Source organism: Pseudomonas sp. W3I7 (assembly GCF_030816095.1).
GTDB lineage: Bacteria > Pseudomonadota > Gammaproteobacteria > Pseudomonadales > Pseudomonadaceae > Aquipseudomonas > Aquipseudomonas salomonii.
This window is the reverse complement of the sequence record NZ_JAUSXP010000001.1, coordinates 4780900-4804858: the sequence shown is the minus strand read 5'-3', so window position 1 is coordinate 4804858 and position 23959 is coordinate 4780900. Positions and strand designations below refer to the sequence as shown.

Annotated in this window: 20 protein-coding genes; 19 read left to right on the top strand and 1 reads right to left on the bottom strand. The window is 59.0% G+C overall.

Annotated features, from left to right (window positions below; all coding sequences use genetic code 11):
- Positions 1 to 18: 18 nt before the first annotated feature.
- A complete protein-coding gene (map, locus tag QF043_RS22255; RefSeq protein ID WP_032877377.1) occupies positions 19 to 801 on the bottom strand; it encodes a type I methionyl aminopeptidase in 783 nt (260 codons plus the stop codon).
- A gap of 387 nt (positions 802 to 1188) precedes the next feature.
- Between map and rpsB the strand changes: the two genes are divergently transcribed.
- The 19 genes from rpsB (at position 1189) to QF043_RS22160 (ending at position 23955) form a co-directional block, all read left to right on the top strand.
- The gene (rpsB, locus tag QF043_RS22250) at positions 1189 to 1926 is read left to right on the top strand and encodes a 30S ribosomal protein S2 (protein ID WP_003219330.1); all 738 of its coding nucleotides are present in this window, start codon (positions 1189 to 1191) and stop codon (positions 1924 to 1926) included.
- 191 nt (positions 1927 to 2117) lie between these two features.
- Positions 2118 to 2981 (top strand): translation elongation factor Ts, encoded by an 864-nt coding sequence (gene tsf, locus QF043_RS22245; RefSeq protein ID WP_053254736.1) that lies wholly within the window; start codon positions 2118 to 2120, stop codon positions 2979 to 2981.
- Between the two features lie 210 nt (positions 2982 to 3191).
- Entirely contained in the window at positions 3192 to 3935 is a 744-nt protein-coding gene (pyrH, locus tag QF043_RS22240) for a UMP kinase (RefSeq protein ID WP_003172271.1), read from the top strand.
- The gene (frr, locus tag QF043_RS22235) at positions 3932 to 4489 is read left to right on the top strand and encodes a ribosome recycling factor (RefSeq protein ID WP_307420198.1); all 558 of its coding nucleotides are present in this window, start codon (positions 3932 to 3934) and stop codon (positions 4487 to 4489) included. Before pyrH ends, frr begins: the two co-directional genes overlap by 4 nt.
- 17 nt (positions 4490 to 4506) lie before the next feature.
- On the top strand, positions 4507 to 5262 hold the full coding sequence (gene uppS, locus QF043_RS22230; protein ID WP_056857537.1) for a polyprenyl diphosphate synthase: 756 nt from the start codon (positions 4507 to 4509) through the stop codon (positions 5260 to 5262).
- Positions 5263 to 6072, top strand: coding sequence for a phosphatidate cytidylyltransferase (locus tag QF043_RS22225; RefSeq protein WP_056857536.1), 810 nt, complete (start codon positions 5263 to 5265; stop codon positions 6070 to 6072).
- The gene (ispC, locus tag QF043_RS22220) at positions 6069 to 7259 is read left to right on the top strand and encodes a 1-deoxy-D-xylulose-5-phosphate reductoisomerase (protein WP_307420197.1); all 1191 of its coding nucleotides are present in this window, start codon (positions 6069 to 6071) and stop codon (positions 7257 to 7259) included. The genes QF043_RS22225 and ispC overlap by 4 nt, the downstream gene beginning before the upstream one ends.
- 53 nt (positions 7260 to 7312) lie before the next feature.
- Positions 7313 to 8665 carry a sigma E protease regulator RseP gene (gene rseP / locus QF043_RS22215; protein WP_307420196.1) on the top strand — a complete coding sequence of 451 codons (1353 nt, stop codon included), beginning with the start codon at positions 7313 to 7315 and terminating at the stop codon, positions 8663 to 8665.
- A gap of 74 nt (positions 8666 to 8739) precedes the next feature.
- Positions 8740 to 11130: an outer membrane protein assembly factor BamA gene (bamA, locus tag QF043_RS22210; RefSeq protein WP_065928979.1), complete on the top strand. Its 2391-nt coding sequence runs from the start codon at positions 8740 to 8742 to the stop codon at positions 11128 to 11130.
- Between the two features lie 45 nt (positions 11131 to 11175).
- Positions 11176 to 11679 carry an OmpH family outer membrane protein gene (locus tag QF043_RS22205; protein WP_003189173.1) on the top strand — a complete coding sequence of 168 codons (504 nt, stop codon included), beginning with the start codon at positions 11176 to 11178 and terminating at the stop codon, positions 11677 to 11679.
- A gap of 3 nt (positions 11680 to 11682) precedes the next feature.
- Positions 11683 to 12738 (top strand): UDP-3-O-(3-hydroxymyristoyl)glucosamine N-acyltransferase, encoded by a 1056-nt coding sequence (lpxD, locus tag QF043_RS22200; protein ID WP_307420195.1) that lies wholly within the window; start codon positions 11683 to 11685, stop codon positions 12736 to 12738.
- Between the two features lie 111 nt (positions 12739 to 12849).
- Positions 12850 to 13290 carry a 3-hydroxyacyl-ACP dehydratase FabZ gene (gene fabZ, locus QF043_RS22195; RefSeq protein WP_003172281.1) on the top strand — a complete coding sequence of 147 codons (441 nt, stop codon included), beginning with the start codon at positions 12850 to 12852 and terminating at the stop codon, positions 13288 to 13290.
- The gene (gene lpxA, locus QF043_RS22190; RefSeq protein ID WP_056857531.1) at positions 13287 to 14063 is read left to right on the top strand and encodes an acyl-ACP--UDP-N-acetylglucosamine O-acyltransferase; all 777 of its coding nucleotides are present in this window, start codon (positions 13287 to 13289) and stop codon (positions 14061 to 14063) included. The genes fabZ and lpxA overlap by 4 nt, the downstream gene beginning before the upstream one ends.
- Before the next feature lie 2 nt (positions 14064 to 14065).
- On the top strand, positions 14066 to 15205 hold the full coding sequence (gene lpxB, locus QF043_RS22185) for a lipid-A-disaccharide synthase (protein ID WP_307420194.1): 1140 nt from the start codon (positions 14066 to 14068) through the stop codon (positions 15203 to 15205).
- Complete coding sequence (rnhB, locus tag QF043_RS22180) at positions 15202 to 15834, top strand: ribonuclease HII (RefSeq protein ID WP_307420193.1); 633 nt, start codon at positions 15202 to 15204, stop codon at positions 15832 to 15834. Before lpxB ends, rnhB begins: the two co-directional genes overlap by 4 nt.
- Before the next feature lie 77 nt (positions 15835 to 15911).
- Complete coding sequence (gene dnaE, locus QF043_RS22175) at positions 15912 to 19433, top strand: DNA polymerase III subunit alpha (RefSeq protein WP_056857528.1); 3522 nt, start codon at positions 15912 to 15914, stop codon at positions 19431 to 19433.
- A 129-nt stretch (positions 19434 to 19562) separates the two neighbouring features.
- The gene (locus tag QF043_RS22170; RefSeq protein ID WP_017137153.1) at positions 19563 to 20510 is read left to right on the top strand and encodes an acetyl-CoA carboxylase carboxyltransferase subunit alpha; all 948 of its coding nucleotides are present in this window, start codon (positions 19563 to 19565) and stop codon (positions 20508 to 20510) included.
- Positions 20511 to 20700: 190 nt separating this feature from the next.
- Positions 20701 to 22050: a tRNA lysidine(34) synthetase TilS gene (tilS, locus tag QF043_RS22165; protein ID WP_307420192.1), complete on the top strand. Its 1350-nt coding sequence runs from the start codon at positions 20701 to 20703 to the stop codon at positions 22048 to 22050.
- A gap of 273 nt (positions 22051 to 22323) precedes the next feature.
- Positions 22324 to 23955 carry a CTP synthase gene (locus QF043_RS22160; protein ID WP_056857526.1) on the top strand — a complete coding sequence of 544 codons (1632 nt, stop codon included), beginning with the start codon at positions 22324 to 22326 and terminating at the stop codon, positions 23953 to 23955.
- The last annotated feature ends 4 nt before the right edge of the window (positions 23956 to 23959 follow it).

Below are 23959 nucleotides of genomic sequence, written 5' to 3'. Positions count from 1 at the left end.
GGAAAACCGAGGCAACCATTACGCCGAGACGCGAGGGATCGTGTCGTCTGCGCGCAGGGTGAAGATCTCGTAGCCGGTTTCGGTGACGAGCAGGGTGTGTTCCCACTGGGCCGAGAGCTTGCGGTCCTTGGTGATAGCGGTCCAGCCGTCGCCCAGCACCTTGGTGTCGGCCTTGCCCTGGTTGATCATCGGCTCGATGGTGAAGGTCATGCCTGCCTTGAGTTCCATGCCGGTGCCAGCGCGGCCGTAGTGCAGAATCTGCGGTTCTTCGTGGAATACGGTGCCGATGCCGTGGCCGCAGAATTCGCGCACCACCGAAAAGCCGTTTTTTTCTGCGTGCTTCTGGATCACTTCACCGATATCGCCCAGGCGGCAGCCAGGTTTTACGATCTCGATCGCCTTGTACATGCATTCCTGGGTGACCTGGGACAGGCGCTCAGCCCAGACCGGCACATTGCCGACGTGGAACATGCGGCTGGTATCGCCGAAATAGCGGTCCTTGATCACGGTAACGTCGATGTTCAGGGTGTCGCCGTCCTTTAACGGCTTGTCGCCTGGAATCCCGTGGCAGACCACGTGGTTGACCGAGGTGCAGATCGACTTGGGGAAACCCTTGTAGTTCAGGGGGGCAGGGATGGCCTTCTGCACGTTGACTATATAGTCGTGGCAGATCTGGTTCAGGGTTTCGGTGGTGACGCCTGGCTTGACATGCTCGGCAATCATTTCCAGCACGTCCGCAGCCAGTTTGCCGGCAATGCGCATGCCGGCGATGTCTTCGGCGGTTTTCAAACTAACGGTCATACAGGCTCTCTCTAGCGCGGCGCGCTGAAATCAATACGGTTTACGGGCGTGCGACAAATGGTTACGAAATTCGCACAAGCCTCAAAAAACGCGATTCTAACAGACGCTGGCGTCAAATCATGAGCCTCTGATGATCGCTTCTCTCTATAGAGTAGGGGTATGTTGGCTCTATTCAAGGGGTTACGCGAACGCGGTCGCCGGCAAATGTGATTGCGGGTTTCGTTTTCGTCCTTCGTGTGGTATAAAATGCGCCGCTTTCCGGGGATACCCCGCAAAGCTTAAATCCACACACGTGTCGACACGATGACCTGGGTGCCGGAGGCCTTGATGCCGCTGGTTGGTCATTGGGATACGTGGAGGCCAAACCCGACTTATTAAGGAACTATCATGTCCCAAGTCAACATGCGCGATATGCTGAAGGCCGGTGTGCACTTCGGTCACCAGACCCGTTACTGGAACCCGAAAATGGGTAAATACATTTTCGGCGCGCGTAACAAGATCCACATTATCAACCTTGAAAAAACCCTGCCAATGTTCAACGAAGCTCTGACTTTCGTAGAGCGTCTGGCCCAGGGCAAAAACAAGATCCTGTTCGTCGGCACCAAGCGTTCCGCTGGCAAGATCGTTGCTGAAGAAGCAGCACGTTGCGGTTCGCCGTACGTCGATCACCGCTGGTTGGGCGGCATGCTGACCAACTTCAAAACCATCCGTGCTTCCATCAAGCGTCTGCGTGACCTTGAAGTGCAAGCCGAAGACGGTACTTTCGCCAAGCTGACCAAGAAAGAAGCGCTGATGCGCACTCGCGATCTTGAGAAGCTCGATCGTTCCCTGGGTGGTATCAAGGACATGGGCGGTCTGCCTGACGCACTGTTCGTTATCGACGTTGATCACGAGCGCATCGCGATCACCGAAGCCAACAAGCTGGGCATCCCGGTTATCGGCGTAGTCGATACCAACAGCAGCCCGGAAGGCGTTGACTACATCATCCCAGGCAACGATGACGCAATCCGCGCTATCCAGCTGTACATGGGTTCGATGGCTGACGCTGTAATCCGTGGTCGCAACCACGTTGCTGGTGGTACCGAGCAGTTCGTTGAAGAAGCTCCGGTAGCTGCCGCTGAGTAATTAGCGCCCTGGCGTTGACTCAGTAAGCAAAAAGGGGGCTTGGCCCCCTTTTTGCCACCTCGAAAACCATTTGTCGGCAGCGCAGCTACAACTTCTGTAACGTGCAGCGGCCTACAAGGGTGATTCGGGAAGAATTGATCGCCCGTTTGATCGGGTGGAATGGTTGAAAACCTATCCAAGAGGATTTTGAAATGGCAGAGATTACTGCAGCGTTGGTTAAAGAACTGCGTGAGCGTACCGGCGAAGGCATGATGGATTGCAAAAAGGCCTTGACCAAGGCTGGCGGCGACATCGAAAAAGCCATCGACGACATGCGTGCTTCCGGCGCCATCAAGGCTGCCAAGAAAGCAGGCAACGTTGCTGCTGAAGGCGCTATCGCTCTGGTTGAAGACGGCAAGGCTGCCGTTCTGCTGGAAGTGAACTCCCAGACCGACTTCCTGGCCCTGCAGGACGACTTCAAGGCATTCGTTGCTGCCAGCGTCAAGAAGGCATTCGACGACAAGCTCACTACCGTTGAGCCGTTGATCGAAGCTCAAGAAGCTGATCGCCTGGTACTGGTCGGCAAGGTTGGCGAAAACGTCAACATCCGTCGCCTGGCTCGCATCGAAGGTGATGTGGTTGGTGGTTACCTGCACGGCAACAAAATCGGCGTTGTGGTTGCCCTGAAAGGCGGCGACGTTGAGCTGGCAAAAGACATCGCTATGCACGTAGCGGCCAGCAACCCTGAATTCCTGCTGCCATCGGAAGTCTCCGCTGACGCAATCGAACGCGAAAAAGCCGTGTTCCTGAGCCTCAACGCTGACAAGATCGCCGGCAAGCCGGAAAACATCGTTGAAAACATGATCAAAGGCCGTATCAGCAAGTTCCTGGCTGAAGCGAGCCTGGTTGAGCAGGCGTTCGTCAAGAACCCTGAAATCAAGGTTGGCGAACTGGCCAAGAAAGCCGGTGCTGAAATCGTTTCCTTCACCTACTACAAAGTAGGCGAGGGCATCGAGAAGCCGGTCGACAACTTCGCTGAAGAAGTTGCTGCCCAGCTGGCTGCCGCCAAGCAATAAGACAGTTTTCAACTGTCGCCGAAAGAGGCTGCCCGCTCACGCGCGCAGCCTCTTTTCAAATGGGAAGGCCAATTTTATTTGGTTTCCTGTCGGAACTGGCTTACAAAGCCGTGTTCCGATGGCGCTGTGATAGCGTCCAGCTAGAGTGAACGCAAGCCGTAAACGGCTCGCCAAGAATTTTTAAAAAATACGCCGCAGGAGAGATTCGCAATGGCTCAGCAGGGCAGTGGTTATCAGGCTCGCTATAAACGCATTCTACTCAAGCTCAGCGGCGAGGCCCTGATGGGCTCGGAAGAGTTCGGGATCGATCCCAAGGTGCTCGACCGCATGGCGCTCGAAGTCGGCCAACTGGTCGGCATCGGCGTACAAGTCGGCCTGGTGATTGGCGGCGGTAACCTGTTCCGTGGCGCGGCACTGAGCGCTGCCGGTATGGACCGTGTTACTGGCGACCACATGGGCATGCTGGCCACTGTGATGAACGCCCTGGCCATGCGCGACGCCCTGGAGCGCGCCAATATCTCGGCCATCGTGATGTCGGCTATTTCCATGGTTGGCGTGACTGATCACTATGATCGTCGCAAAGCCATGCGTCACCTGAACGCCAAAGAAGTGGTGATCTTTGCTGCCGGTACCGGCAACCCGTTCTTCACCACGGACTCGGCTGCTTGCCTGCGCGCCATCGAAATCGATGCCGACGTGGTGCTCAAGGCCACCAAGGTGGATGGCGTCTACACTGCCGACCCATTCAAAGACCCGCATGCCGAGAAGTTCGATCATCTGACCTACGATGAAGTGCTGGATCGCAAGCTGGGTGTGATGGACCTGACGGCTATTTGCCTGTGCCGCGACCACAAGATGCCGCTGCGCGTATTTAACATGAACAAGCCCGGTGCCCTGCTGAATATCGTACACGGCGGCGCGGAAGGGACTCTGATCGAGGAAGGCCAACAATGATCAACGAAATCAAGAAAGACGCTCAAGAGCGTATGCACAAATCCCTGGAGTCTCTGAACCACGCGTTTGGTCAGATTCGTACCGGCAAGGCGCACCCAAGCATTCTGGGCAGTGTGATGGTGCCGTACTACGGTACTGATACCTCCATCACCCAGGTAGCCAACATCACCGTAAAAGACTCGCGCACCCTGCAAGTCGTGGCTTTTGAGCGCAACATGCTCGGCGCTGTCGACAAAGCCATCCAGAGCGCCGGCTTGAACCTCAACCCGACCAACCTGGGCGAGTTGCTGCTGATCTCCATGCCGGCCCTGACCGAGGAAACCCGTAAAGGCTTCACCAAGCAGGCGCGCAGCGCGGCTGAAGACGCGCGGGTTGCGGTGCGTAATATCCGCCGTGATGCGCTGGGTGACCTGAAGAAGCTGGTCAAGGACAAGGAAATCAGCGAAGACGAAGAACGTCGCGCCGTCGCCGACATCGAAAAGCTGACCAAAGATTCCGAGGCCCAGATCACCAAGGCCACGGAAGAGAAAGAAAAGGACCTGATGGCCGTATAAGGGGTCAGGACGCCTTCATGGAAAAGACCAAGCAGACTGTGCCCTCTGTGGTGCCGCGCCATGTCGCGATCATCATGGATGGGAATAATCGCTGGGCGAAGAAACGCTTTATGCCGGGTGTCGCCGGGCATAAAGCGGGTGTCGATGCAGTGCGCGCCGTGATTGAGGTGTGTGCCGAGGCCAAGGTCGAAGTGTTGACCTTGTTTGCCTTCTCCAGTGAGAACTGGCAACGGCCGGCCGAAGAAGTCAGCGCCTTGATGGACCTGTTCTTCAAGGCTTTGCGTCGTGAGGCCAAGCGCCTCAACGACAACAACATCAGCCTGCGTATCATCGGTGACCGCTCGCGGTTTCATCCGGAGTTGCAGGCGGCCATGCGCGAAGCTGAAGCCATCACCGCCGGCAGCGACCGCTTTGTGCTGCAGATCGCGGCCAACTATGGCGGCCAGTGGGATATCGCCCAGGCCGCGCAGCGCCTGGCCCGCGAAGTACAGGCCGGGCACCTGCGGCCCGACGACATCACGCCTGAACTGCTGCAAACCTGCCTGGTGACCGGCGACCTGCCGTTGCCGGACCTGTGCATCCGCACCGGTGGTGAGCACCGCATCAGCAATTTCCTGTTGTGGCAGCTAGCCTACACCGAGCTGTACTTCTCCGACCTGTTCTGGCCGGACTTCAAACACGATGCCATGCGTAATGCGCTGGCCGATTTCGCTTCCCGTCAGCGCCGCTTCGGTAAAACGAGCGAGCAGATCGAAGCTGGAGCCCGGGTTTAAATGCTTAAACAACGAATCATCACCGCACTGATCCTGCTGCCGATTGCCTTGTGTGGGTTCTTCCTGCTCGACGGTTCCGGCTTTGCGCTGTTTATCGGCGTGGTCGTGACCCTGGGTGCCTGGGAGTGGGCGCGTCTGGCGGGCTTTACTGCGCAATTGCCGCGCGTGGTCTACGCCGCTGTCGTGGCGCTGTTGCTGTTTCTGATGCATACCCTGTCGAGCATCGTGGTGCCTTGGGTATTGGGCGCTGCAGTGCTGTGGTGGGCGCTCGCGACCTTCCTGGTGCTGACCTTTCCACGCACCAGCGGCCATTGGTCCAGTGTCGCCAGTAAATTGGTGATTGGCTTGCTGATTTTGCTGCCCGCCTGGCAAGGCCTGGTGGAAATCAAGAATGCGCCCATGGGCAACTGGTTGATCATGGCGGTGATGGTGCTGGTGTGGGGCGCGGATATTGGCGCCTACTTCTCCGGCCGCGCCTTCGGCAAGCGCAAGCTGGCCCCGGCTGTCAGCCCCGGCAAAAGCTGGGAAGGCGTCTACGGCGGCTTGGCGTTGACCTTGCTGATCACGCTGGTGGTGGGTGTGGTGCGCGACTGGTCGGTGAAGGAAATACTCCTGGCCCTGCTGGGTACGGCCGTCGTGGTGTTCATCTCGGTGGTGGGCGACCTGACTGAAAGCATGTTCAAGCGCCAGGCCGGAATCAAGGACAGCAGCAACCTGCTGCCGGGTCATGGCGGCGTGCTGGATCGTATCGACAGCCTTACCGCTGCGATTCCGATCTTTGCCGTACTGCTGTGGATGACGGCTTCGTGAGCCGCTTGCAACAGGTGACCGTGCTGGGTGCAACCGGCTCGGTCGGGCTGAGCACCCTGGATGTGATCGCTCGCCACCCTGATCGTTATCAGGTGTTTGCCTTGACCGGCTTTACGCGTTTGGCCGAGTTGCTGGCCCTGTGCGTGCGTCACACGCCGCGCTTTGCCGTAGTGCCTGAAGTGGCGGCAGCCCGTGGCTTGCAGCAACAACTGCAGGCTGCCGGGCTGGCCACGCAAGTGTTGGTCGGTGAGGAAGGTTTGTGCCAGGTGTCGGCGGATGCCGAGGTGGATACCGTGGTGGCTGCCATTGTCGGCGCGGCGGGTTTGCGCCCGACCCTGGCAGCGGTGGATGCCGGCAAGAAGATCCTGCTGGCCAATAAAGAAGCGCTGGTGATGTCCGGCACGCTCTTTATGCAGGCGGTACGCAAGAGCGGCGCGGTGTTACTGCCCCTCGACAGTGAGCACAACGCAATCTTCCAGTGCATGCCCGGCGATTTTGCCCGCGGCTTGAGCCAGGTGGGTGTGCGGCGGATTCTTCTTACGGCATCCGGTGGCCCGTTCCGGCAAACTCCACTGGCTGATCTGGAGCACGTGTCGCCTGATCAGGCCTGTGCACACCCGAACTGGTCCATGGGGCGCAAGATTTCCGTGGACTCGGCGAGCATGATGAACAAAGGCCTGGAGTTGATCGAAGCGTGTTGGTTGTTCGACGCTCGGCCCGATCAGGTGGAAGTGGTGATCCACCCGCAAAGTGTGATTCATTCCCTGGTCGACTATGTGGACGGTTCGGTGTTGGCGCAGTTGGGTAACCCGGACATGCGCACGCCGATCGCCAATGCTTTGGCTTGGCCGGAGCGGATTGACTCGGGTGTTGCGCCGTTGGACCTGTTCGCGGTTGCGCGCCTGGACTTCGAGGCGCCGGACGAGCAACGCTTCCCGTGCCTGCGTTTGGCGCGGCAAGCGGCAGAGGCGGGCAACAGCGCGCCGGCAATGCTCAATGCGGCAAACGAGGTGGCTGTGGCGGCGTTTCTGGACGGGCGTATTCGTTTCCCGCAGATCCCGAGTATCATCGAGGAAGTTTTGAGCCTTGAGCCCGTTGTGGCAGTGGATGATTTAGGTGCAGTGTTCGAGGCCGATGCAAAGGCCCGTACCCTCGCCGAGCAATGGTTGAACCGCAACGCGCGTTAGTCTGTGGGCGGGTTTGAGCCTTCAGGCACTGGATTGGAATGCGGAGAAATTAGATGAGTGCGCTCTACATGATTGTCGGCACCCTGGTTGCTCTGGGTGTGCTGGTTACCTTCCACGAATTCGGCCACTTTTGGGTGGCGCGTCGTTGCGGCGTCAAGGTACTGCGCTTTTCCGTCGGTTTCGGCATGCCGTTGCTGCGTTGGCATGATCGGCGTGGCACCGAATTCGTGATTGCGGCCATTCCGCTGGGTGGCTACGTCAAGATGCTCGACGAGCGTGAAGGCGAAGTGCCCGCCGATCAGGTGGACCAGTCCTTCAATCGCAAGACCGTTCGTCAGCGTATCGCGATTGTGGCTGCCGGTCCGATCGCCAACTTCCTGTTGGCGATGGTGTTCTTCTGGGTCCTGGCCATGATGGGCAGCCAGCAGGTGCGCCCGGTCATCGGCGCCGTCGAAGCGGACAGCATGGCGGCCAAGGCCGGCCTGGTCGCAGGGCAGGAAATTGTTTCCATTGATGGCGAGCCGACCACGGGTTGGGGCGCGGTCAATTTGCAACTGGTACGCCGCATGGGTGAAAGCGGCACCATTAATGTGCTGGTGCGCGAACCGGACTCCACGGCCGAGACGCCTCGCGCTCTGGCCCTGGACCATTGGCTCAAGGGCGCGGATGAGCCTGATCCGATCAAATCGCTGGGGATTCGACCTTGGCGCCCGGCCTTGCCGCCGGTGCTGGCCGAGCTGGACCCGAAAGGCCCGGCGCAAGCCGCAGGTCTGAAAACCGGTGACCGCTTGTTGGCCCTTGATGGCCAGGCGCTGGGCGACTGGCAGCAAGTGGTCGACCTGGTGCGTGTACGTCCTGATACCAAAATTGTGCTGAAAGTTGAGCGCGATGGTGCTCAAATCGACGTCCCTGTGACCCTGGCGGTACGCGGGGAAGCCAAGGCCGCCGGGGGTTACCTGGGTGCCGGGGTAAAAGGTGTCGACTGGCCGCCTTCGATGGTAAGGGAGGTCAGCTTCGGGCCGTTGGCCGCAATTGGCGAGGGTGCAAAACGCACTTGGACCATGAGTGTGCTGACCCTCGAATCGCTCAAGAAAATGTTGTTCGGCGAGCTCTCGGTAAAAAACTTGAGTGGACCGATAACCATTGCTAAAGTGGCGGGCGCTTCTGCCCAGTCGGGTGTCGCGGATTTCCTGAATTTCCTGGCTTATCTGAGTATTAGCCTTGGAGTTCTGAATTTGCTGCCCATTCCAGTATTGGATGGGGGGCATCTGTTGTTTTATCTGGTCGAGTGGGTGCGTGGTCGCCCCTTGTCGGATCGGGTGCAGGGTTGGGGGATACAGATCGGTATCAGTTTGGTGGTCGGAGTGATGTTGTTAGCTCTGGTCAACGATCTGGGACGACTGTAACGCTTCGCTGAATTGCGAATCTGCCGCATTTTGCGGCAGTTTGTTTATTGCCAGTTGGAATAAGAAAGGACTTCATGAAACGTCTGCTGCTAACTGCGGTTCTCACCGTATTGATGATCGCCGAAGTTCACGCCGAGTCCTTCACTATCTCCGATATTCGCGTCAACGGCCTCCAGCGGGTTTCCGCCGGTAGCGTCTTTGGTGCCTTGCCGTTGAACGTCGGGGAACAGGCGGATGATCGTCGCCTGGTGGAATCCACTCGTGCGCTGTTCAAAACCGGGTTCTTTCAAGATATCCAGCTGGGTCGCGAAGGTAACGTCCTGGTCATCACCGTCGTCGAGCGACCTTCCGTCGCCAGTATCGAGATCGAGGGTAACAAGGCGATCTCCACTGAAGACTTGATGAAGGGTCTCAAGCAATCCGGCCTGGCCGAAGGCGAGATCTTCCAGCGCGCCACCCTCGAGGGTGTGCGTAACGAACTGCAACGTCAGTACGTTGCCCAGGGTCGCTACTCCGCGTCCGTGGAAACCGAAGTGATCCCGCAGCCTCGTAACCGTGTTGGCCTGAAGGTCAAGATCAACGAAGGCACCGTGGCGGCCATCCAGCACATCAACGTGGTGGGTAACACCAAGTTTGCTGATGACGACTTGATCGACCTGTTCGAACTCAAGACCACCAACTGGCTGTCGTTCTTCAAGAACGATGACAAGTACGCCCGTGAAAAACTCTCCGGTGACCTGGAGCGTCTGCGTTCCTACTACCTGGACCGTGGCTATATCAACATGGATATCGCTTCGACCCAGGTGTCCATCACTCCGGACAAAAAACACGTCTACATCACCGTCAACGTCAACGAAGGTGAGAAATACACCGTGCGTGACGTCAAGCTCAGCGGCGACCTGAAAGTCCCTGAAGACCAGGTGAAGTCGCTGTTGCTGGTGCAGAAAGACCAGGTGTTCTCGCGCAAGCTGATGACCACCACGTCCGAACTGATCACCCGTCGTCTGGGTAACGAAGGCTATACCTTTGCCAACGTCAACGGCGTGCCGACCCCGCACGATGAAGACCACACCGTGGACATCACTTTCGTTGTCGACCCAGGCAAGCGTGCTTACGTGAATCGCATCAACTTCCGTGGCAACACCAAGTCTGCGGACGAAGTGCTGCGTCGCGAGATGCGTCAGATGGAAGGTGGCTGGGCGTCGACTTACCTGATCGACCAATCCAAGACCCGTCTTGAGCGCCTGGGCTTCTTCAAGGAAGTCAACGTCGAAACCCCGGCTGTACCGGGTGTGGATGACCAGGTTGACGTGAACTACGCCGTTGAAGAACAAGCGTCGGGCTCGATCACCGCCAGCGTCGGTTTCGCACAGAGCGCCGGCCTGATCCTTGGTGGTTCGATCACCCAGAACAACTTCCTCGGTACCGGTAACAAGGTCTCCATCGGCCTGACCCGAAGCGAATACCAGAGCCGCTATAACTTCGGTTATGTCGACCCCTACTGGACTGCTGACGGTGTGAGCCTGGGCTACAACGCCTTCTACCGCACCACCGACTACAAAGACCTTAACGTAGACGTTGCCAGCTACGCGATCGACAGCCTTGGCGCCGGTGTCAACATCGGTTACCCGATCAGCGAGACTTCGCGTCTGACCTTCGGTTTTACTGCGCAACAGGACAAAATCAAGACCGGTGTGTACACCACGGACGAGATTTTCGACTTCGTGCGTCGTGAAGGTGACCAGTTCCTGAACTTCAAGGCGTCGGTTGGCTGGTCGGAGTCGACCCTGAACAAAGGGGTACTGGCAACCCGTGGCCACTCCCAAAGCCTGACTGCTGAAGCCACCACGCCGGGCAGCGACCTGTCGTTCTTCAAGCTCGACTACCGTGGCCAGTTGTTCCAGCCGCTGAGCGACAACTACACCGTGCGCCTGCACACCGAGCTGGGTTATGGCGACGGTTATGGTTCGACCAGTGGTCTGCCGTTCTATGAGAACTACTATGCAGGTGGTTTCAACTCGGTTCGTGGCTTCAAGGACAGCACCTTGGGCCCGCGTGGTACGCCGAGTCGTGGTCAAGCGGTAACCGGTAACCAAGGCACGCTTCCTGATTCCAACAATGACGCTCTGGCATTCGGTGGTAACGTACTGATCCAGGGTGGCGCTGAACTTCTGTTCCCGCTGCCATTCGTCAAAGATCAGCGTTCGCTGCGTACTTCGGTCTTCTGGGACGTGGGTAACGTGTTTGACTCCAAGTGCCAGCAGGTCAACAACCCGGCTCCTGGTTCTGTGTCTCAAACCCAGTGCAACGACGTCAGCCTGAGCAACCTCGCCAGCTCCGTAGGTGTGGGTGTGACGTGGGTGACTGCACTTGGCCCATTGAGCTTTGCTTTGGCCATGCCGATCAAGAAACCGGATAACGCTGAAACCCAGATTTTCCAATTCTCCCTCGGCCAGACGTTCTAAGCGTCTGACCCAAGATAACGACAACGGATTCTGTAGGAGTACATCGTGCGTAAGTTGACTCAATTGGTTCTGCTGGCCACCGTGCTGGTAACCACCCCGGCCTTCGCCGAAATGAAAATCGCCGTCCTGAACTATCAGATGGCCCTGCTGGAATCCGACGCGGCCAAGCGTTATGCCGTGGATGCCGAGAAGAAGTTCGGTCCGCAACTGACCAAGCTCAAGACGCTGGAAAGCAGTGCCAAGGGTATCCAGGATCGTCTGGTAGCCGGTGGCGACAAAATGCAGCAAGGCGAGCGTGAGCGTCTGGAGCTTGAGTTCAAGCAAAAGGCCCGCGACTACCAGTTCCAGTCCAAGGAATTGAACGAAGCCAAAGCCGTTGCTGACCGTGAAATGCTCAAGCAACTCAAGCCTAAGCTCGACAGCGCTGTGGAAGAAGTCATCAAGAAAGGTGCCTTTGACCTGGTGTTCGAGCGCGGCGCCGTGATTGACGTCAAGCCTCAATACGACATCACCCGCCAGGTGATCGAGCGCATGAACCAGCTGAAGTAAGCCATGACCGCGACTATCAAGCTCGGCGAGTTGGCCGAGTTCCTGGGGGCCACCTTGCGTGGCTCCAAGGAGAAAGAAATCACTGGGCTAGCCACCTTGCAGGAGGCTGGCCCAGCTCAGTTGAGCTTCCTCGCAAATCCCCAATACCGTAAATACCTGGTCGACAGCCAAGCCGCAGCCGTGTTGCTGAAGGCCGCTGACGCCGAAGGGTTTGCCGGGGATGCGCTGGTGGTTGCCGACCCTTACCTGGCGTATGCCCGGGCGTCGCACCTGTTCGATCCAAAACCCAAGGCGGCGGCTGGTATTCATCCGTCGGCCGTGATTGCCGATGATGCCCAGGTTGACCCTGCGGCCAGCATTGGTGCGTTTGCGGTGATCGAGAGTGGGGCGCGCATTGCTGCCGGCGTTACGGTGGGTGCTCATTGCTTCATCGGTGCGCGCTGTGAAATCGGCGTCGATGGTTGGTTGGCACCGCGCGTTACCCTGTATCACGACGTGCGTATTGGGGCGCGGGTGGTCATTCAGTCGGGCGCCGTGATCGGTGGCGAAGGTTTCGGTTTTGCCAACGCCAAAGGCATCTGGCACAAAATTGCCCAGGTTGGCGGCGTATTGATCGGCGATGACGTGGAAATCGGTGTCAACACCGCTGTGGATCGCGGGGCCTTGGCCGATACCGTGCTCGGTAACGGTGTGAAGCTCGACAACCAGATCCAGATCGCCCACAACGTGCAGATTGGCGATCACACCGCCATGGCGGCGTGCGTAGGCATCTCCGGCAGTACCAAGATCGGCAAGCATTGCATGCTCGCCGGTGGCGTAGGCCTGGTGGGTCATATTGAAGTTTGCGACAACGTCTTCATCACCGGCATGACCATGGTGACCCACTCGATTACCGAGCCGGGTGCCTACTCTTCCGGTACGGCCATGCAGCCGGCGGCTGAATGGCGCAAAAGTGCGGCACGTTTGCGCAAGATCGACGACATGGCCCGACGCCTCAAGCAGGTCGAAAAGCGTGTCGAGGACGTGACCCCTGACGGTAATGCTTCATCAGAAGGCTGATACCATTTCCATATCAAGTGTGCACAGCCGCTAGACTGCCTCCTTGATTTGCTAGCGGGGCGTGCGCTTAGTTCGCCCGCCCCCAATCTTTATTACAGGCTTCCCCCCGAAATGATGGACATCAACGAGATTCGCGAATACCTGCCTCACCGTTACCCGTTCCTGCTGGTGGACCGAGTAGTGGACCTCAACGTCGAGGAAAAGCGCATTCGTGCCTACAAGAATGTCAGCATCAACGAACCGTTCTTCAATGGTCACTTCCCAGCGCATCCCATCATGCCGGGCGTGCTGATCATCGAGGCGATGGCCCAGGCTGCCGGTATCCTTGGTTTCAAAATGCTCGACCTCAAGCCTGCCGACGGCACGCTTTACTATTTCGTGGGTTCCGACAAATTGCGCTTTCGCAACCCGGTCACCCCGGGTGACCAGTTGATCCTGGAAGCCAAGTTCATCAGCTGCAAGCGCCAGATCTGGAAGTTCGAATGCCAGGCTTCGGTGGACGGCAAGCCGGTATGCTCCGCCGAGATCATCTGCGCGGAACGCAAACTATGAGTTTGATTGACCCTCGCGCAATCATCGATCCGTCGGCCGTTCTGGCCGCCGACGTTGAGGTCGGCCCTTGGTCGATCGTCGGCGCAGGTGTTGAAATCGGCGAGGGGACTGTCATCGGGCCACACGTGATCCTCAAAGGTCCGACCCGCATTGGCAAACACAATCGCATCTACCAGTTTTCCTCGGTAGGCGAAGACACCCCGGACATGAAGTACAAGGGTGAAGAGACACGCCTGGTAATCGGTGATCACAACATCATCCGTGAAGGTGTGACCATTCACCGGGGCACTGTGCAGGACCGTGCCGAAACCACCTTGGGTGACCACAATTTGATCATGGCCTATGCGCATATCGGCCATGACAGTGTGATCGGCAACCATTGCATCCTGGTCAACAACACGGCGCTGGCCGGCCATGTGCACGTTGACGATTGGGCGATCCTGTCCGGCTTCACCCTGGTCCACCAGTATTGCCATATCGGCGCCCACAGCTTTTCCGGCATGGGCACCGCGATCGGCAAGGATGTTCCTGCATTTGTCACGGTGTTCGGCAACCCCGCCGAAGCCCGCAGCATGAACTTCGAAGGCATGCGCCGTCGTGGTTTCAGCGAAGATGCGATTCACGCCCTGCGCCGCGCCTATAAGACGGTTTACCGTCAGGGGCTCACGGTTGAACAGGCCCTGACTGAACTGACCGAGCCGGCAGCGTTGTTCCCGGAAGTCGCGGTGTTCCGTGACTCTATCCAGGCATCGACCCGCGGCATCACCCGCTGATCATGGCTAATTTGCGAATCGCGCTGGTGGCCGGTGAAGCTTCCGGCGATATTCTGGGCGCTGGCCTGATGCGGGCACTCAAGGCCCAGCATCCTGCAGTGGAGTTTATCGGTGTAGGCGGCCCGCTTATGCAGGCCGAAGGTCTGACCTCCTACTTTCCCATGGAGCGCCTGTCGGTCATGGGGCTGGTGGAAGTGCTGGGCCGCCTGCGTGAGTTGCTGGCACGCCGCAAGCTGCTGATTCAGACCCTGATCGAAGCAAAGCCCGACGTCTTTATTGGCATCGATGCGCCGGACTTCACCCTCAATATCGAACTCAAGCTGCGTCAGGCCGGAATCAAGACCGTGCATTACGTCAGCCCGTCCGTATGGGCGTGGCGGCAAAAGCGCGTGCTGAAGATCCGTGAAGGCTGCGACTTGATGCTGACCTTGCTGCCGTTCGAAGCCAGGTTTTACGAAGAGAAGGGCGTGCCGGTGCGGTTTGTCGGGCATACCTTGGCCGACACTATCCCGTTGCAAGCTGATCGCGCCGCCGCGCGCGCCGAACTGGGCTTGCCCGACGGCACGCTGGTGGCATTGATGCCGGGCAGTCGTGGTGGTGAAGTCGGGCGTCTGGCCAGTGTGTTTTTCGAGGCTGCCGAACGCCTGCAAGCGTTGAAGCCAGGCGTGCGTTTCGTATTGCCCTGCGCCAGCCCGCAACGGCGTGCACAAATCGAGACGTTGCTCGAAGGCCGCACTCTGCCGTTGACCTTGCTCGACGGCCAGTCGCACCTGGCGCTTGCAGCCTGTGATGCGGTGCTCATCGCCTCGGGCACCGCGACCCTGGAGGCGCTGCTGTACAAGCGCCCAATGGTGGTGGCTTATCGCCTGGCGCCGCTGACGTTCTGGATTCTCAAGCGCATGGTCAAGAGCCCTTACATCTCCTTGCCTAACCTGCTGGCCCAACGCCTGCTGGTGCCGGAGTTGTTGCAGGACGATGCAACGCCCGAAGCCCTGGCACAAACCCTACTACCCTTGATCGACGGCGGCGAAGAGCAGACCCGTGGTTTTGACGACATCCACCGCACCCTGCGGCGTGAGGCATCGAACCAGGCGGCCGATGCCGTATTAACCTTGATCGGGCAAAAACAGGACGCTTTATGACCACGCAAATGGGCCTGGATTTCAGTCTGGTCGCACACGCCGACGCACTGGTCGCCGGTGTGGATGAAGTGGGGCGTGGCCCGTTGTGTGGCGCGGTGGTGACGGCGGCGGTGATCCTCGACCCAAATCGCCCGATCCTCGGTCTCAATGACTCGAAAAAACTCACCGAAGCGCGCCGTGAAAAGCTCTACGACGAGATTTGCGAAAAAGCGTTGAGCTGGCACATCGCCCGTGCCGAAGTCGAAGAGATCGATAAGTTGAATATCCTTCACGCCACCATGCTGGCCATGCAGCGCGCCGTTGAAGGGCTGCATATCACGCCGAAAATGGCGATGATCGACGGCAACCGCTGCCCCAAACTGGCGATGCCTGCAGAAGCCGTGGTCAAAGGGGATAGCAAGGTTCCGGCGATTGCCGCCGCCTCGATCCTGGCCAAGGTCAGCCGCGACCGCGAAATGGCGGCGTTTGAATTGATCTATCCCGGCTACGGCATCGGCGGGCACAAGGGTTACCCGACGCCCGTTCATCTGGAAGCCTTGGCTCGCCTGGGCCCGACGCCGATCCACCGTCGCTCGTTCGCCCCGGTCCGCCAGGCTTACGAGGCGCGCGAGAGCCTGATCGAGGTTTAGTCGCGAGGCTGATGTTTTGCTCAAGGCCCGGTACAATCCCGGGCCTTGTTGTTTCTAAGTTTTTAGACAGGATCACTATGCCGGCTTCATTCGTTCACCTGCGCCTGCACACTGAATACTCCCTGGTCGACGGCCTGGTACGGATCAAACCGCTGGTCAAAACCCTGGTGGGCATGAACATGCCTGCGGTGGCGGTTACCGATCAAAACAACATGTGTTCCCTGGTCAAATTCTACAAAAACGCCATGGGCGCCGGCATCAAGCCGATCTGTGGCGTCGACCTGTGGCTGTCGAACAAAGACCCGGATAACCCACTGAGCCGCATCAGCCTGTTGGCGATGAATGGCGTGGGTTATCGCAACCTCACCGAATTGATCTCCCGCGGGTTTATCGACGGCCAGCGCAACGGCTCGATCATTATCGAGCGTGAATGGGTTGCCGAGGCGAGCGAGGGCGTGATCATGCTCTCGGCGGCCAAGGAAGGTGAGATCGGTATCGCACTGCTGGGTGGCAACCCCCAGGAAGCCGAAGTGCTGGCCCGCGAGTGGATGGACGTGTTTCCCGATCGCTTCTACCTGGAAGTGCAGCGCACCAACCGCCCCAACGATGAAGAGCACCTGCACGCCGCCGTGGCCCTGGCCGACAAGCTGGGCGCGCCGCTGGTTGCGACCAACGATGTGCGCTTTATCAAGAAGGAAGATTTCGAGGCCCACGAAACCCGCGTGTGCATCGGCGAAGGCCGGGCCCTGGATGACCCGCGTCGCTCCAAGAACTACAGCGAAGAGCAGTACCTCAAAAGCGCCGATGAAATGGCCGAGCTGTTCAGCGACCTGCCTGAGGCGCTGGAAAACTCGGTCGAAATCGCCAAGCGCTGCAATATTGAAGTGAAGCTGGGCAAGCACTTCCTGCCCAATTTCCCGATTCCCGATGGCATGACCATCGACGAGTATTTCCGCAAGGTGTCGTTCGACGGCCTGGAAGAGCGCTTAAGCGTTCTGCTGCCCAAGGACACCACCGAAGACTACGACGCCAAGCGCCAGGTCTACGTTGACCGGCTGAATTTCGAGCTGGATATCATTATCCAGATGGGGTTCCCCGGTTACTTCCTGATCGTGATGGACTTTATCCAGTGGGCCAAGAGCAACGGCGTGCCCGTAGGCCCAGGCCGTGGATCGGGTGCCGGGTCGCTGGTGGCCTATGTGCAGAAGATCACCGACCTTGACCCGCTGGAATACGACCTGCTGTTCGAACGGTTCCTGAACCCGGAACGGGTTTCCATGCCCGACTTCGACGTCGACTTCTGCATGGACGGTCGCGACCGTGTGATCGAGTACGTGGCCGAGAAATATGGCCGCAATGCCGTGAGCCAGATCATCACTTTCGGTTCGATGGCGGCCAAGGCCGTAATCCGTGACGTGGCGCGGGTGCAGGGCAAGTCCTACGGCCTGGCGGACCGTCTGTCGAAGATGATTCCGTTTGAAGTCGGCATGACCCTTGAGAAGGCTTATGAGCAGGAAGAGATCCTGCGCGACTTCATCAAGGTCGATGAAGAAGCCGCCGAAATCTGGGACATGGCGCGCAAACTCGAAGGTGTGGTGCGTAACGTCGGTAAACACGCCGGCGGTGTGGTGATTGCGCCGACCAAGCTCACGGACTTTTCGCCCATTTATTGCGACGAAGAAGGCGATGGCCTGGTTACCCAGTTCGACAAGGATGACGTGGAGGCGGCCGGTCTGGTGAAGTTCGACTTCCTCGGCCTGCGAACCCTGACGATCATCGACTGGGCGCTCAAGACCATCAACCGCGAACGCGCCAAGGTCGACGAAGAGCCGCTGGATATCGCGTTCATCCCGCTGGATGACAAACCTACCTACCAGCTGCTGCAAAAAGCCGAAACCACGGCGGTGTTCCAGCTTGAGTCGCGCGGCATGAAAGAGCTGATCAAAAAGCTCAAGCCCGACTGCCTGGAAGACTTGATCGCACTGGTGGCCCTGTTCCGTCCTGGCCCGCTGCAATCGGGCATGGTGGACGACTTTATCAACCGTAAGCACGGCCGCGCCGAACTGGCGTATCCGCACTCCGATTACCAGTATGAAGGCCTCAAGCCGGTACTGGCACCGACCTACGGCATCATTCTGTATCAAGAACAGGTGATGCAGATTGCCCAGGTGATGGCGGGTTACACCCTCGGCGGCGCAGACATGCTGCGTCGCGCCATGGGTAAGAAAAAACCCGAGGAAATGGCCAAGCAGCGCGGTGGTTTCATTGAGGGTTGCGCCACCAACAATATTGACGCGGACCTGGCCGGTAACATTTTCGACCTGGTAGAGAAGTTCGCCGGTTACGGCTTCAACAAATCCCACTCCGCCGCCTACGGCCTGGTGTCGTACCAGACTGCCTGGCTGAAAGCCCACTACCCGGCGCCGTTCATGGCTGCGGTACTCTCGGCGGATATGCACAACACCGACAAGGTCGTGACCTTGATCGAGGAAGTGCGCACCATGAAGCTGCGCCTCGACGCGCCGGACGTGAACGCCTCGGAGTTCAAGTTCACGGTGAACGACGAAGGTCGCATCATCTATGGCCTGGGCGCCATCAAGGGCGTGGGCGAAGGCCCGGTCGAAGCGATCACCGAGGCGCGTCAGCATGGGCCGTTCGAGGATCTGTTCGACTTCTGCGCACGGGTTGACCTCAAGCGTATCAACAAGCGCACCCTCGATGGCTTGATCCGCAGTGGCGCGCTTGACCGTCTCGGCCCGTATTTCCATGATGAGCCCAAGGCTTACCAGGCGAATATCGACCGCAACCGTGCGGTGCTGCTCACCGCCATGGAAGAAGCGATCAAGGCCGCCGAACAGACCGCCCGCACCCATGACAGTGGCCACGCGGACCTGTTTGGCGGGCTGTTTGTCGAAGAGGATGCCGATGTTTATGCCAACCATCGCAAGGCCAAGGAGCTGACCCTCAAGGAGCGTCTCAAAGGTGAGAAAGACACCCTGGGCCTGTACCTGACCGGTCACCCGATAGACGAGTACGAAGGTGAAATACGCCGTTTCGCCCGCCAGCGCATTATTGACCTGAAGCCGGCGCGCGATACCCAGACCGTCGCCGGCATGATCATCGCCCTGCGGGTGATGAAAAATAAGAAGGGCGACAAGATGGGCTTTATCACCCTTGATGACCGCTCGGGTCGCATCGAGGCGTCGCTGTTTGCCGATGCGTTCCACTCCGCGCAGTCGCTGCTGCAAACCGATGCCATGGTGGTGGTGGAAGGTGAGGTCAGCAACGATGACTTCTCCGGCGGCCTGCGCCTGCGGATCAAGCGGGTGATGAGCATGGAAGATGCGCGCACCAACCTGGCCGAAAGCCTGCGCCTGAAGGTCAAGACCGAAGCCCTCAAAGGCGATCAGCTACGCTGGTTAGGGGACCTGCTCAAACGTCACCGCGGCGCGTGCCCGGTGACCATGGAGTACACCGGCAATGACGCCAAGGCGATGTTGCAGTTTGGCGAGACGTGGCGAATTGATCCCGCTGATGGCTTGATTCAAGCTTTGCGTGACCAGTTCGGGCGAGACAACGTCTTCCTCCAATACCGCTGACGGTCAGATAACTCTGATCTCGGCTGAACATTTAATCTCGACCTAAACGCGCCTCTCCCTTAAGGTAGGGCGCGAATAGACAACCGGCTGGCCAGGCACTCCCTGGCCGTCGACCCAAGACGGACGCTTATGAACCCGAATTTTCTTGATTTCGAACAGCCGATCGCTGACCTGCAAGCCAAGATTGAAGAACTGCGCCTGGTCGGCAATGACAATTCGCTGAATATCGGCGATGAGATCGCTCGCCTGCAAGACAAGAGCAGCACGCTCACCGAAGACATCTTCGGCAAGCTGACCAGCTGGCAGATCGCGCGCCTGGCCCGCCACCCGCGCCGTCCGTACACCCTGGACTACATTCAGCATATTTTCACCGAATTCGACGAGCTGCATGGCGACCGCCACTTCTCCGACGACGCAGCCATCGTGGGCGGTATCGCTCGCCTGGACGACCAGCCAGTGATGGTGATCGGTCACCAGAAAGGCCGTGAAGTGCGTGAAAAGGTGCGCCGTAACTTCGGCATGCCGCGCCCGGAAGGCTACCGCAAGGCCTGCCGCCTGATGGAAATGGCCGAGCGCTTCAAGATGCCGATCCTGACCTTCATCGACACCCCGGGTGCCTATCCGGGTATCGACGCCGAAGAGCGCAACCAGAGCGAAGCGATCGCCTGGAACCTGCGTGTGATGTCCCGCTTGAAAACCCCGATCATCGCCACCGTGATTGGTGAAGGTGGTTCCGGCGGTGCGCTGGCCATTGGCGTGTGCGACCAACTGAACATGCTGCAATATTCGACGTACGCGGTGATTTCGCCGGAAGGTTGCGCCTCGATTCTGTGGAAAACCGCCGAAAAAGCGCCGGACGCTGCCGAAGCCATGGGCATCACCGCCGATCGCCTCAAAGGCCTGGGCATTGTTGATAAGGTTATCGCCGAGCCGTTGGGCGGCGCCCATCGCGACCCGGCTGCTGCTGCTGCGACTATCCGTGCCGAGCTGGGTTCGCAACTGGCGATGCTCAAGAAGCTGGACAACGAAGCGCTGCTCAAGCGTCGTTATGAGCGCCTGATGAGCTACGGCCTCTAAGGCGACGCAGCACCCAATGTGGGAGCTGGCTTGTGTGGGAGCTGGCTTGCCTGCGATAGCATCAACTCGGTGTAACAGATAAACCGAGTTGTCTGCATCGCGGGCAAGCCCGGCTCCCACACAAGCCCGCTCCCACATTTGCTTTGTGTATGCTGGGTTATCGCACTCCAGATTGATGGCGTACTTTGCTATGAAGCCCACCCTGACCGCCAAACTTCTGCAAACCCTCGCCCCGTGGCGCACCGCCCCCGCCTGGCATATCGCCTTCTCTGGCGGCCTTGATTCCACCGTCCTGCTGCACCTCCTGGCCTCCCTGGCAAACACCGAAACCCTGCCGCCCCTCAGCGCAATCCATATTCACCATGGCCTGCAAGCGGCCGCCGATGCCTGGCCAGATCATTGCCAGGCCGTATGTGACGAGCTGGGCGTGCCTTTGCAGGTGATGCGCGTGCAAGTCCAGTCGGGTGCCAGCCTTGAGCGTGCAGCGCGTGAGGCGCGCTACCGGGCGTTTACCGAAGTGACCGGGGCAGGGCAGGTGATGCTTACCGGCCAGCATCGTGACGACCAAGCCGAAACCCTGCTGTTTCGCCTGTTGCGCGGTGCGGGGGTGCGAGGCTTGGCGGCCATGCCGGTGCATCGCCCATTGGCGGGGGCGCACTTGGCTGACGGACACTTGGAAAAGGGACATTTGGTGCGGCCCTTGCTGGATGTCTCACGCGCCGAGCTGCAAGCCTATGCGCAGCAGCATCAGTTGCAGTGGATCGAAGACCCTTCCAACGCCGATTCCCGGTTTGCACGCAATTACCTGCGCCATCGTGTGTTCCCGCTGCTGACCGAGCGTTGGCCTCAAGCTGTCGTTAGCCTGGCCCGCACTGCCGAGCACTTGAGCGAAGCCCAGGCTTTGCTCGACGAATTGGCCGTTATTGACCTGCAAGCCGCCGATCTACCTTCGCCGTTCCCCTGGCTGGCCTTGCCGTCATTGGCCCTCGCTCCCTTGCGCGGGCTTTCCGACGCCCGCCAGCGCAATGCCCTGCGCCATTGGCTGACGCCGCTGACGCGTTTACCCGATAGCGACCACTGGGCCAGTTGGTATTCCTTGCGGAATGCCAAGAGCGATGCGCAACCGCTGTGGCGCCTGGCCGATGGTCAGTTGCACCGCTGTGGCGAGCGCGTGTGGTGGTTGCCTTCCACCTACTCAGAGTTTTCCGACACGCCGGTGAGCTGGCCCCATCCGCAAAACCCACTAGAGTTACCCGGTAACGGTCAGCTTGAATTTATCGGAGACGCGCCCGCAGGCCCGTTGGTGATCCGTTATCGCCAAGGCGGCGAAATCATCGATGTGCCTGGTCGAGGCCGGCGGGACTTGAAGCGCCTGCTGAATGAAAGTGGCTTGCCAGGTTTCATGCGTGGCAGATTGCCGCTGCTCTATCAGGGCGAGCAATTGCTGGCTGTCCCAACCCTTGCGGGGCTATGGGGCTGCTCGGCTGGCAAGTGGCAATTACATTGGATGCCACAGACGTGCGATCAAGGTTTGAGCTGATAGAGGCTTTCCGGTAGACTACGCTCCCTTCTTGATACAACTTCTGTGGATTCAGCTGAATCGCAGCAGTTGCCGATTACCAAGCAGTCTTTGCTGGGCGATTCCAAAAAATGTGTAGCGATCAACGTACCGGTGTTTCATTGCTGGTCTGTCACCACGCGGCGGTTTTTTTGAAAGGTGCACTGTGATTAATGCAGGTGATCGGGGGCTTCGGCCTTCCTTCGCTTTCCCCGGCGGCTCGGACCGCTTTAACGCAGACTTCTAGGGTTTTTCATGACGCGCTACATATTCGTCACGGGCGGTGTTGTTTCTTCATTGGGGAAAGGCATTGCCTCCGCTTCATTGGCGGCCATCCTGGAGGCGCGGGGACTTAAGGTCACCATGCTCAAGCTGGACCCGTACATCAACGTTGACCCGGGCACCATGAGCCCGTTCCAGCACGGTGAAGTGTTCGTCACTCACGACGGCGCCGAAACCGACCTGGACCTGGGCCACTACGAGCGGTTCATCCGCACGACCATGACCCAGAACAACAACTTCACCACCGGTCGTGTCTACGAGCACGTGCTGCGCAAGGAGCGCCGTGGTGACTACCTGGGTGCAACCATCCAGGTGATCCCGCACATCACCGACGAGATCAAGCGCCGCATCATCAAGGGTGCAGGCGATGCCGACGTGGCGATGGTCGAGATCGGTGGCACCGTGGGTGACATCGAATCCCAGCCGTTCCTCGAAGCCATCCGTCAGCTGCGTTTCGAAATCGGCGCCAAGCGCGCGATGCTGATGCACCTCACCCTGGTGCCGTACATCGCCACCGCTGGCGAGACCAAAACCAAGCCGACCCAGCATTCCGTCAAGGAACTGCGTTCCATCGGCCTGCAGCCGGACGTACTGATCTGCCGCTCCGATCACCCGATCGACATTTCCTCGCGTCGCAAGATCGCGCAATTCACCAACGTTGAAGAACGTGCGGTGATTGGCCTGGAAGACGCCGACACCATCTACAAGATCCCGGGCATCCTGCATGCGCAAGGCCTGGATGATTTTGTAGTCGAGCGCTTCGGCCTGCAGTGCGGCAGTGCCGACCTCTCCGAGTGGGAAGCGGTAGTCGACGCCAAGCTCAACCCTGAACACGAAGTCACCATCGCCATGGTCGGCAAGTACATGGAACTGCTGGACGCGTACAAGTCGCTGATTGAAGCGATGAGCCACGCCGGTATCAGCAACCGTACCAAGGTCAACCTGCGCTACATCGATTCCGAAGACATCGAGAACCAGGGCACTGCGCTGCTCGAAGGTGTTGACGCGATCCTCGTACCCGGCGGTTTCGGCCTGCGTGGCGTGGAAGGCAAGATCACCGCCGTTCAATACGCCCGTGAAAACAAAGTGCCATACCTGGGTATCTGCCTGGGCATGCAAGTGGCCGTTATCGAGTTCGCCCGTAACGTGCTGGGCTGGAAAGACGCCAACTCCACCGAGTTCGATCACACCAGCGGCCACCCGGTCGTGGGCCTGATCACCGAGTGGGAAGACGCCACCGGCGCCGTTGAAACCCGCACCGAAACTTCCGACCTGGGCGGCACCATGCGCCTTGGCGCACAGGACTGCCTGCTGGAGCCGGGTTCGCTGGTTCACGATTGCTATGGCAAGGACGTGATCGTCGAGCGTCACCGTCACCGCTACGAAGTGAACAACAACCTGCTGCCGCAAATCAAAGAAGCCGGCCTGAAAATCTCCGGTCGTTCCGGTGATGGCAAGCTGGTTGAAGTGGTCGAGGCGCCGGATCATCCATGGTTCGTGGCCTGCCAGTTCCACCCTGAGTTCACCTCGACCCCGCGCGACGGTCACCCGTTGTTCAGCGGTTTCGTTAAAGCAGCACTGACGCAACATCAGAAGAAGGCGTAAACCT

What these genes read in the sequence shown, in the direction of transcription:
- fabZ (WP_003172281.1), top strand. Translation starts at nt 12,850, where the DNA reads ATGATGGACATCAACGAGATTCGCGAATACCTGCCTCACCGTTACCCG.
- pyrH (WP_003172271.1), top strand. Translation starts at nt 3,192, where the DNA reads ATGGCTCAGCAGGGCAGTGGTTATCAGGCTCGCTATAAACGCATTCTA.
- uppS (WP_056857537.1), top strand. Translation starts at nt 4,507, where the DNA reads ATGGAAAAGACCAAGCAGACTGTGCCCTCTGTGGTGCCGCGCCATGTC.
- QF043_RS22160 (WP_056857526.1), top strand. Translation starts at nt 22,324, where the DNA reads ATGACGCGCTACATATTCGTCACGGGCGGTGTTGTTTCTTCATTGGGG.
- QF043_RS22170 (WP_017137153.1), top strand. Translation starts at nt 19,563, where the DNA reads ATGAACCCGAATTTTCTTGATTTCGAACAGCCGATCGCTGACCTGCAA.
- QF043_RS22225 (WP_056857536.1), top strand. Translation starts at nt 5,263, where the DNA reads ATGCTTAAACAACGAATCATCACCGCACTGATCCTGCTGCCGATTGCC.
- lpxD (WP_307420195.1), top strand. Translation starts at nt 11,683, where the DNA reads ATGACCGCGACTATCAAGCTCGGCGAGTTGGCCGAGTTCCTGGGGGCC.
- rpsB (WP_003219330.1), top strand. Translation starts at nt 1,189, where the DNA reads ATGTCCCAAGTCAACATGCGCGATATGCTGAAGGCCGGTGTGCACTTC.
- rnhB (WP_307420193.1), top strand. Translation starts at nt 15,202, where the DNA reads ATGACCACGCAAATGGGCCTGGATTTCAGTCTGGTCGCACACGCCGAC.
- tsf (WP_053254736.1), top strand. Translation starts at nt 2,118, where the DNA reads ATGGCAGAGATTACTGCAGCGTTGGTTAAAGAACTGCGTGAGCGTACC.
- frr (WP_307420198.1), top strand. Translation starts at nt 3,932, where the DNA reads ATGATCAACGAAATCAAGAAAGACGCTCAAGAGCGTATGCACAAATCC.
- lpxB (WP_307420194.1), top strand. Translation starts at nt 14,066, where the DNA reads ATGGCTAATTTGCGAATCGCGCTGGTGGCCGGTGAAGCTTCCGGCGAT.
- map (WP_032877377.1), bottom strand. Translation starts at nt 801, where the DNA reads ATGACCGTTAGTTTGAAAACCGCCGAAGACATCGCCGGCATGCGCATT.
- tilS (WP_307420192.1), top strand. Translation starts at nt 20,701, where the DNA reads ATGAAGCCCACCCTGACCGCCAAACTTCTGCAAACCCTCGCCCCGTGG.
- dnaE (WP_056857528.1), top strand. Translation starts at nt 15,912, where the DNA reads ATGCCGGCTTCATTCGTTCACCTGCGCCTGCACACTGAATACTCCCTG.
- rseP (WP_307420196.1), top strand. Translation starts at nt 7,313, where the DNA reads ATGAGTGCGCTCTACATGATTGTCGGCACCCTGGTTGCTCTGGGTGTG.
- bamA (WP_065928979.1), top strand. Translation starts at nt 8,740, where the DNA reads ATGAAACGTCTGCTGCTAACTGCGGTTCTCACCGTATTGATGATCGCC.
- lpxA (WP_056857531.1), top strand. Translation starts at nt 13,287, where the DNA reads ATGAGTTTGATTGACCCTCGCGCAATCATCGATCCGTCGGCCGTTCTG.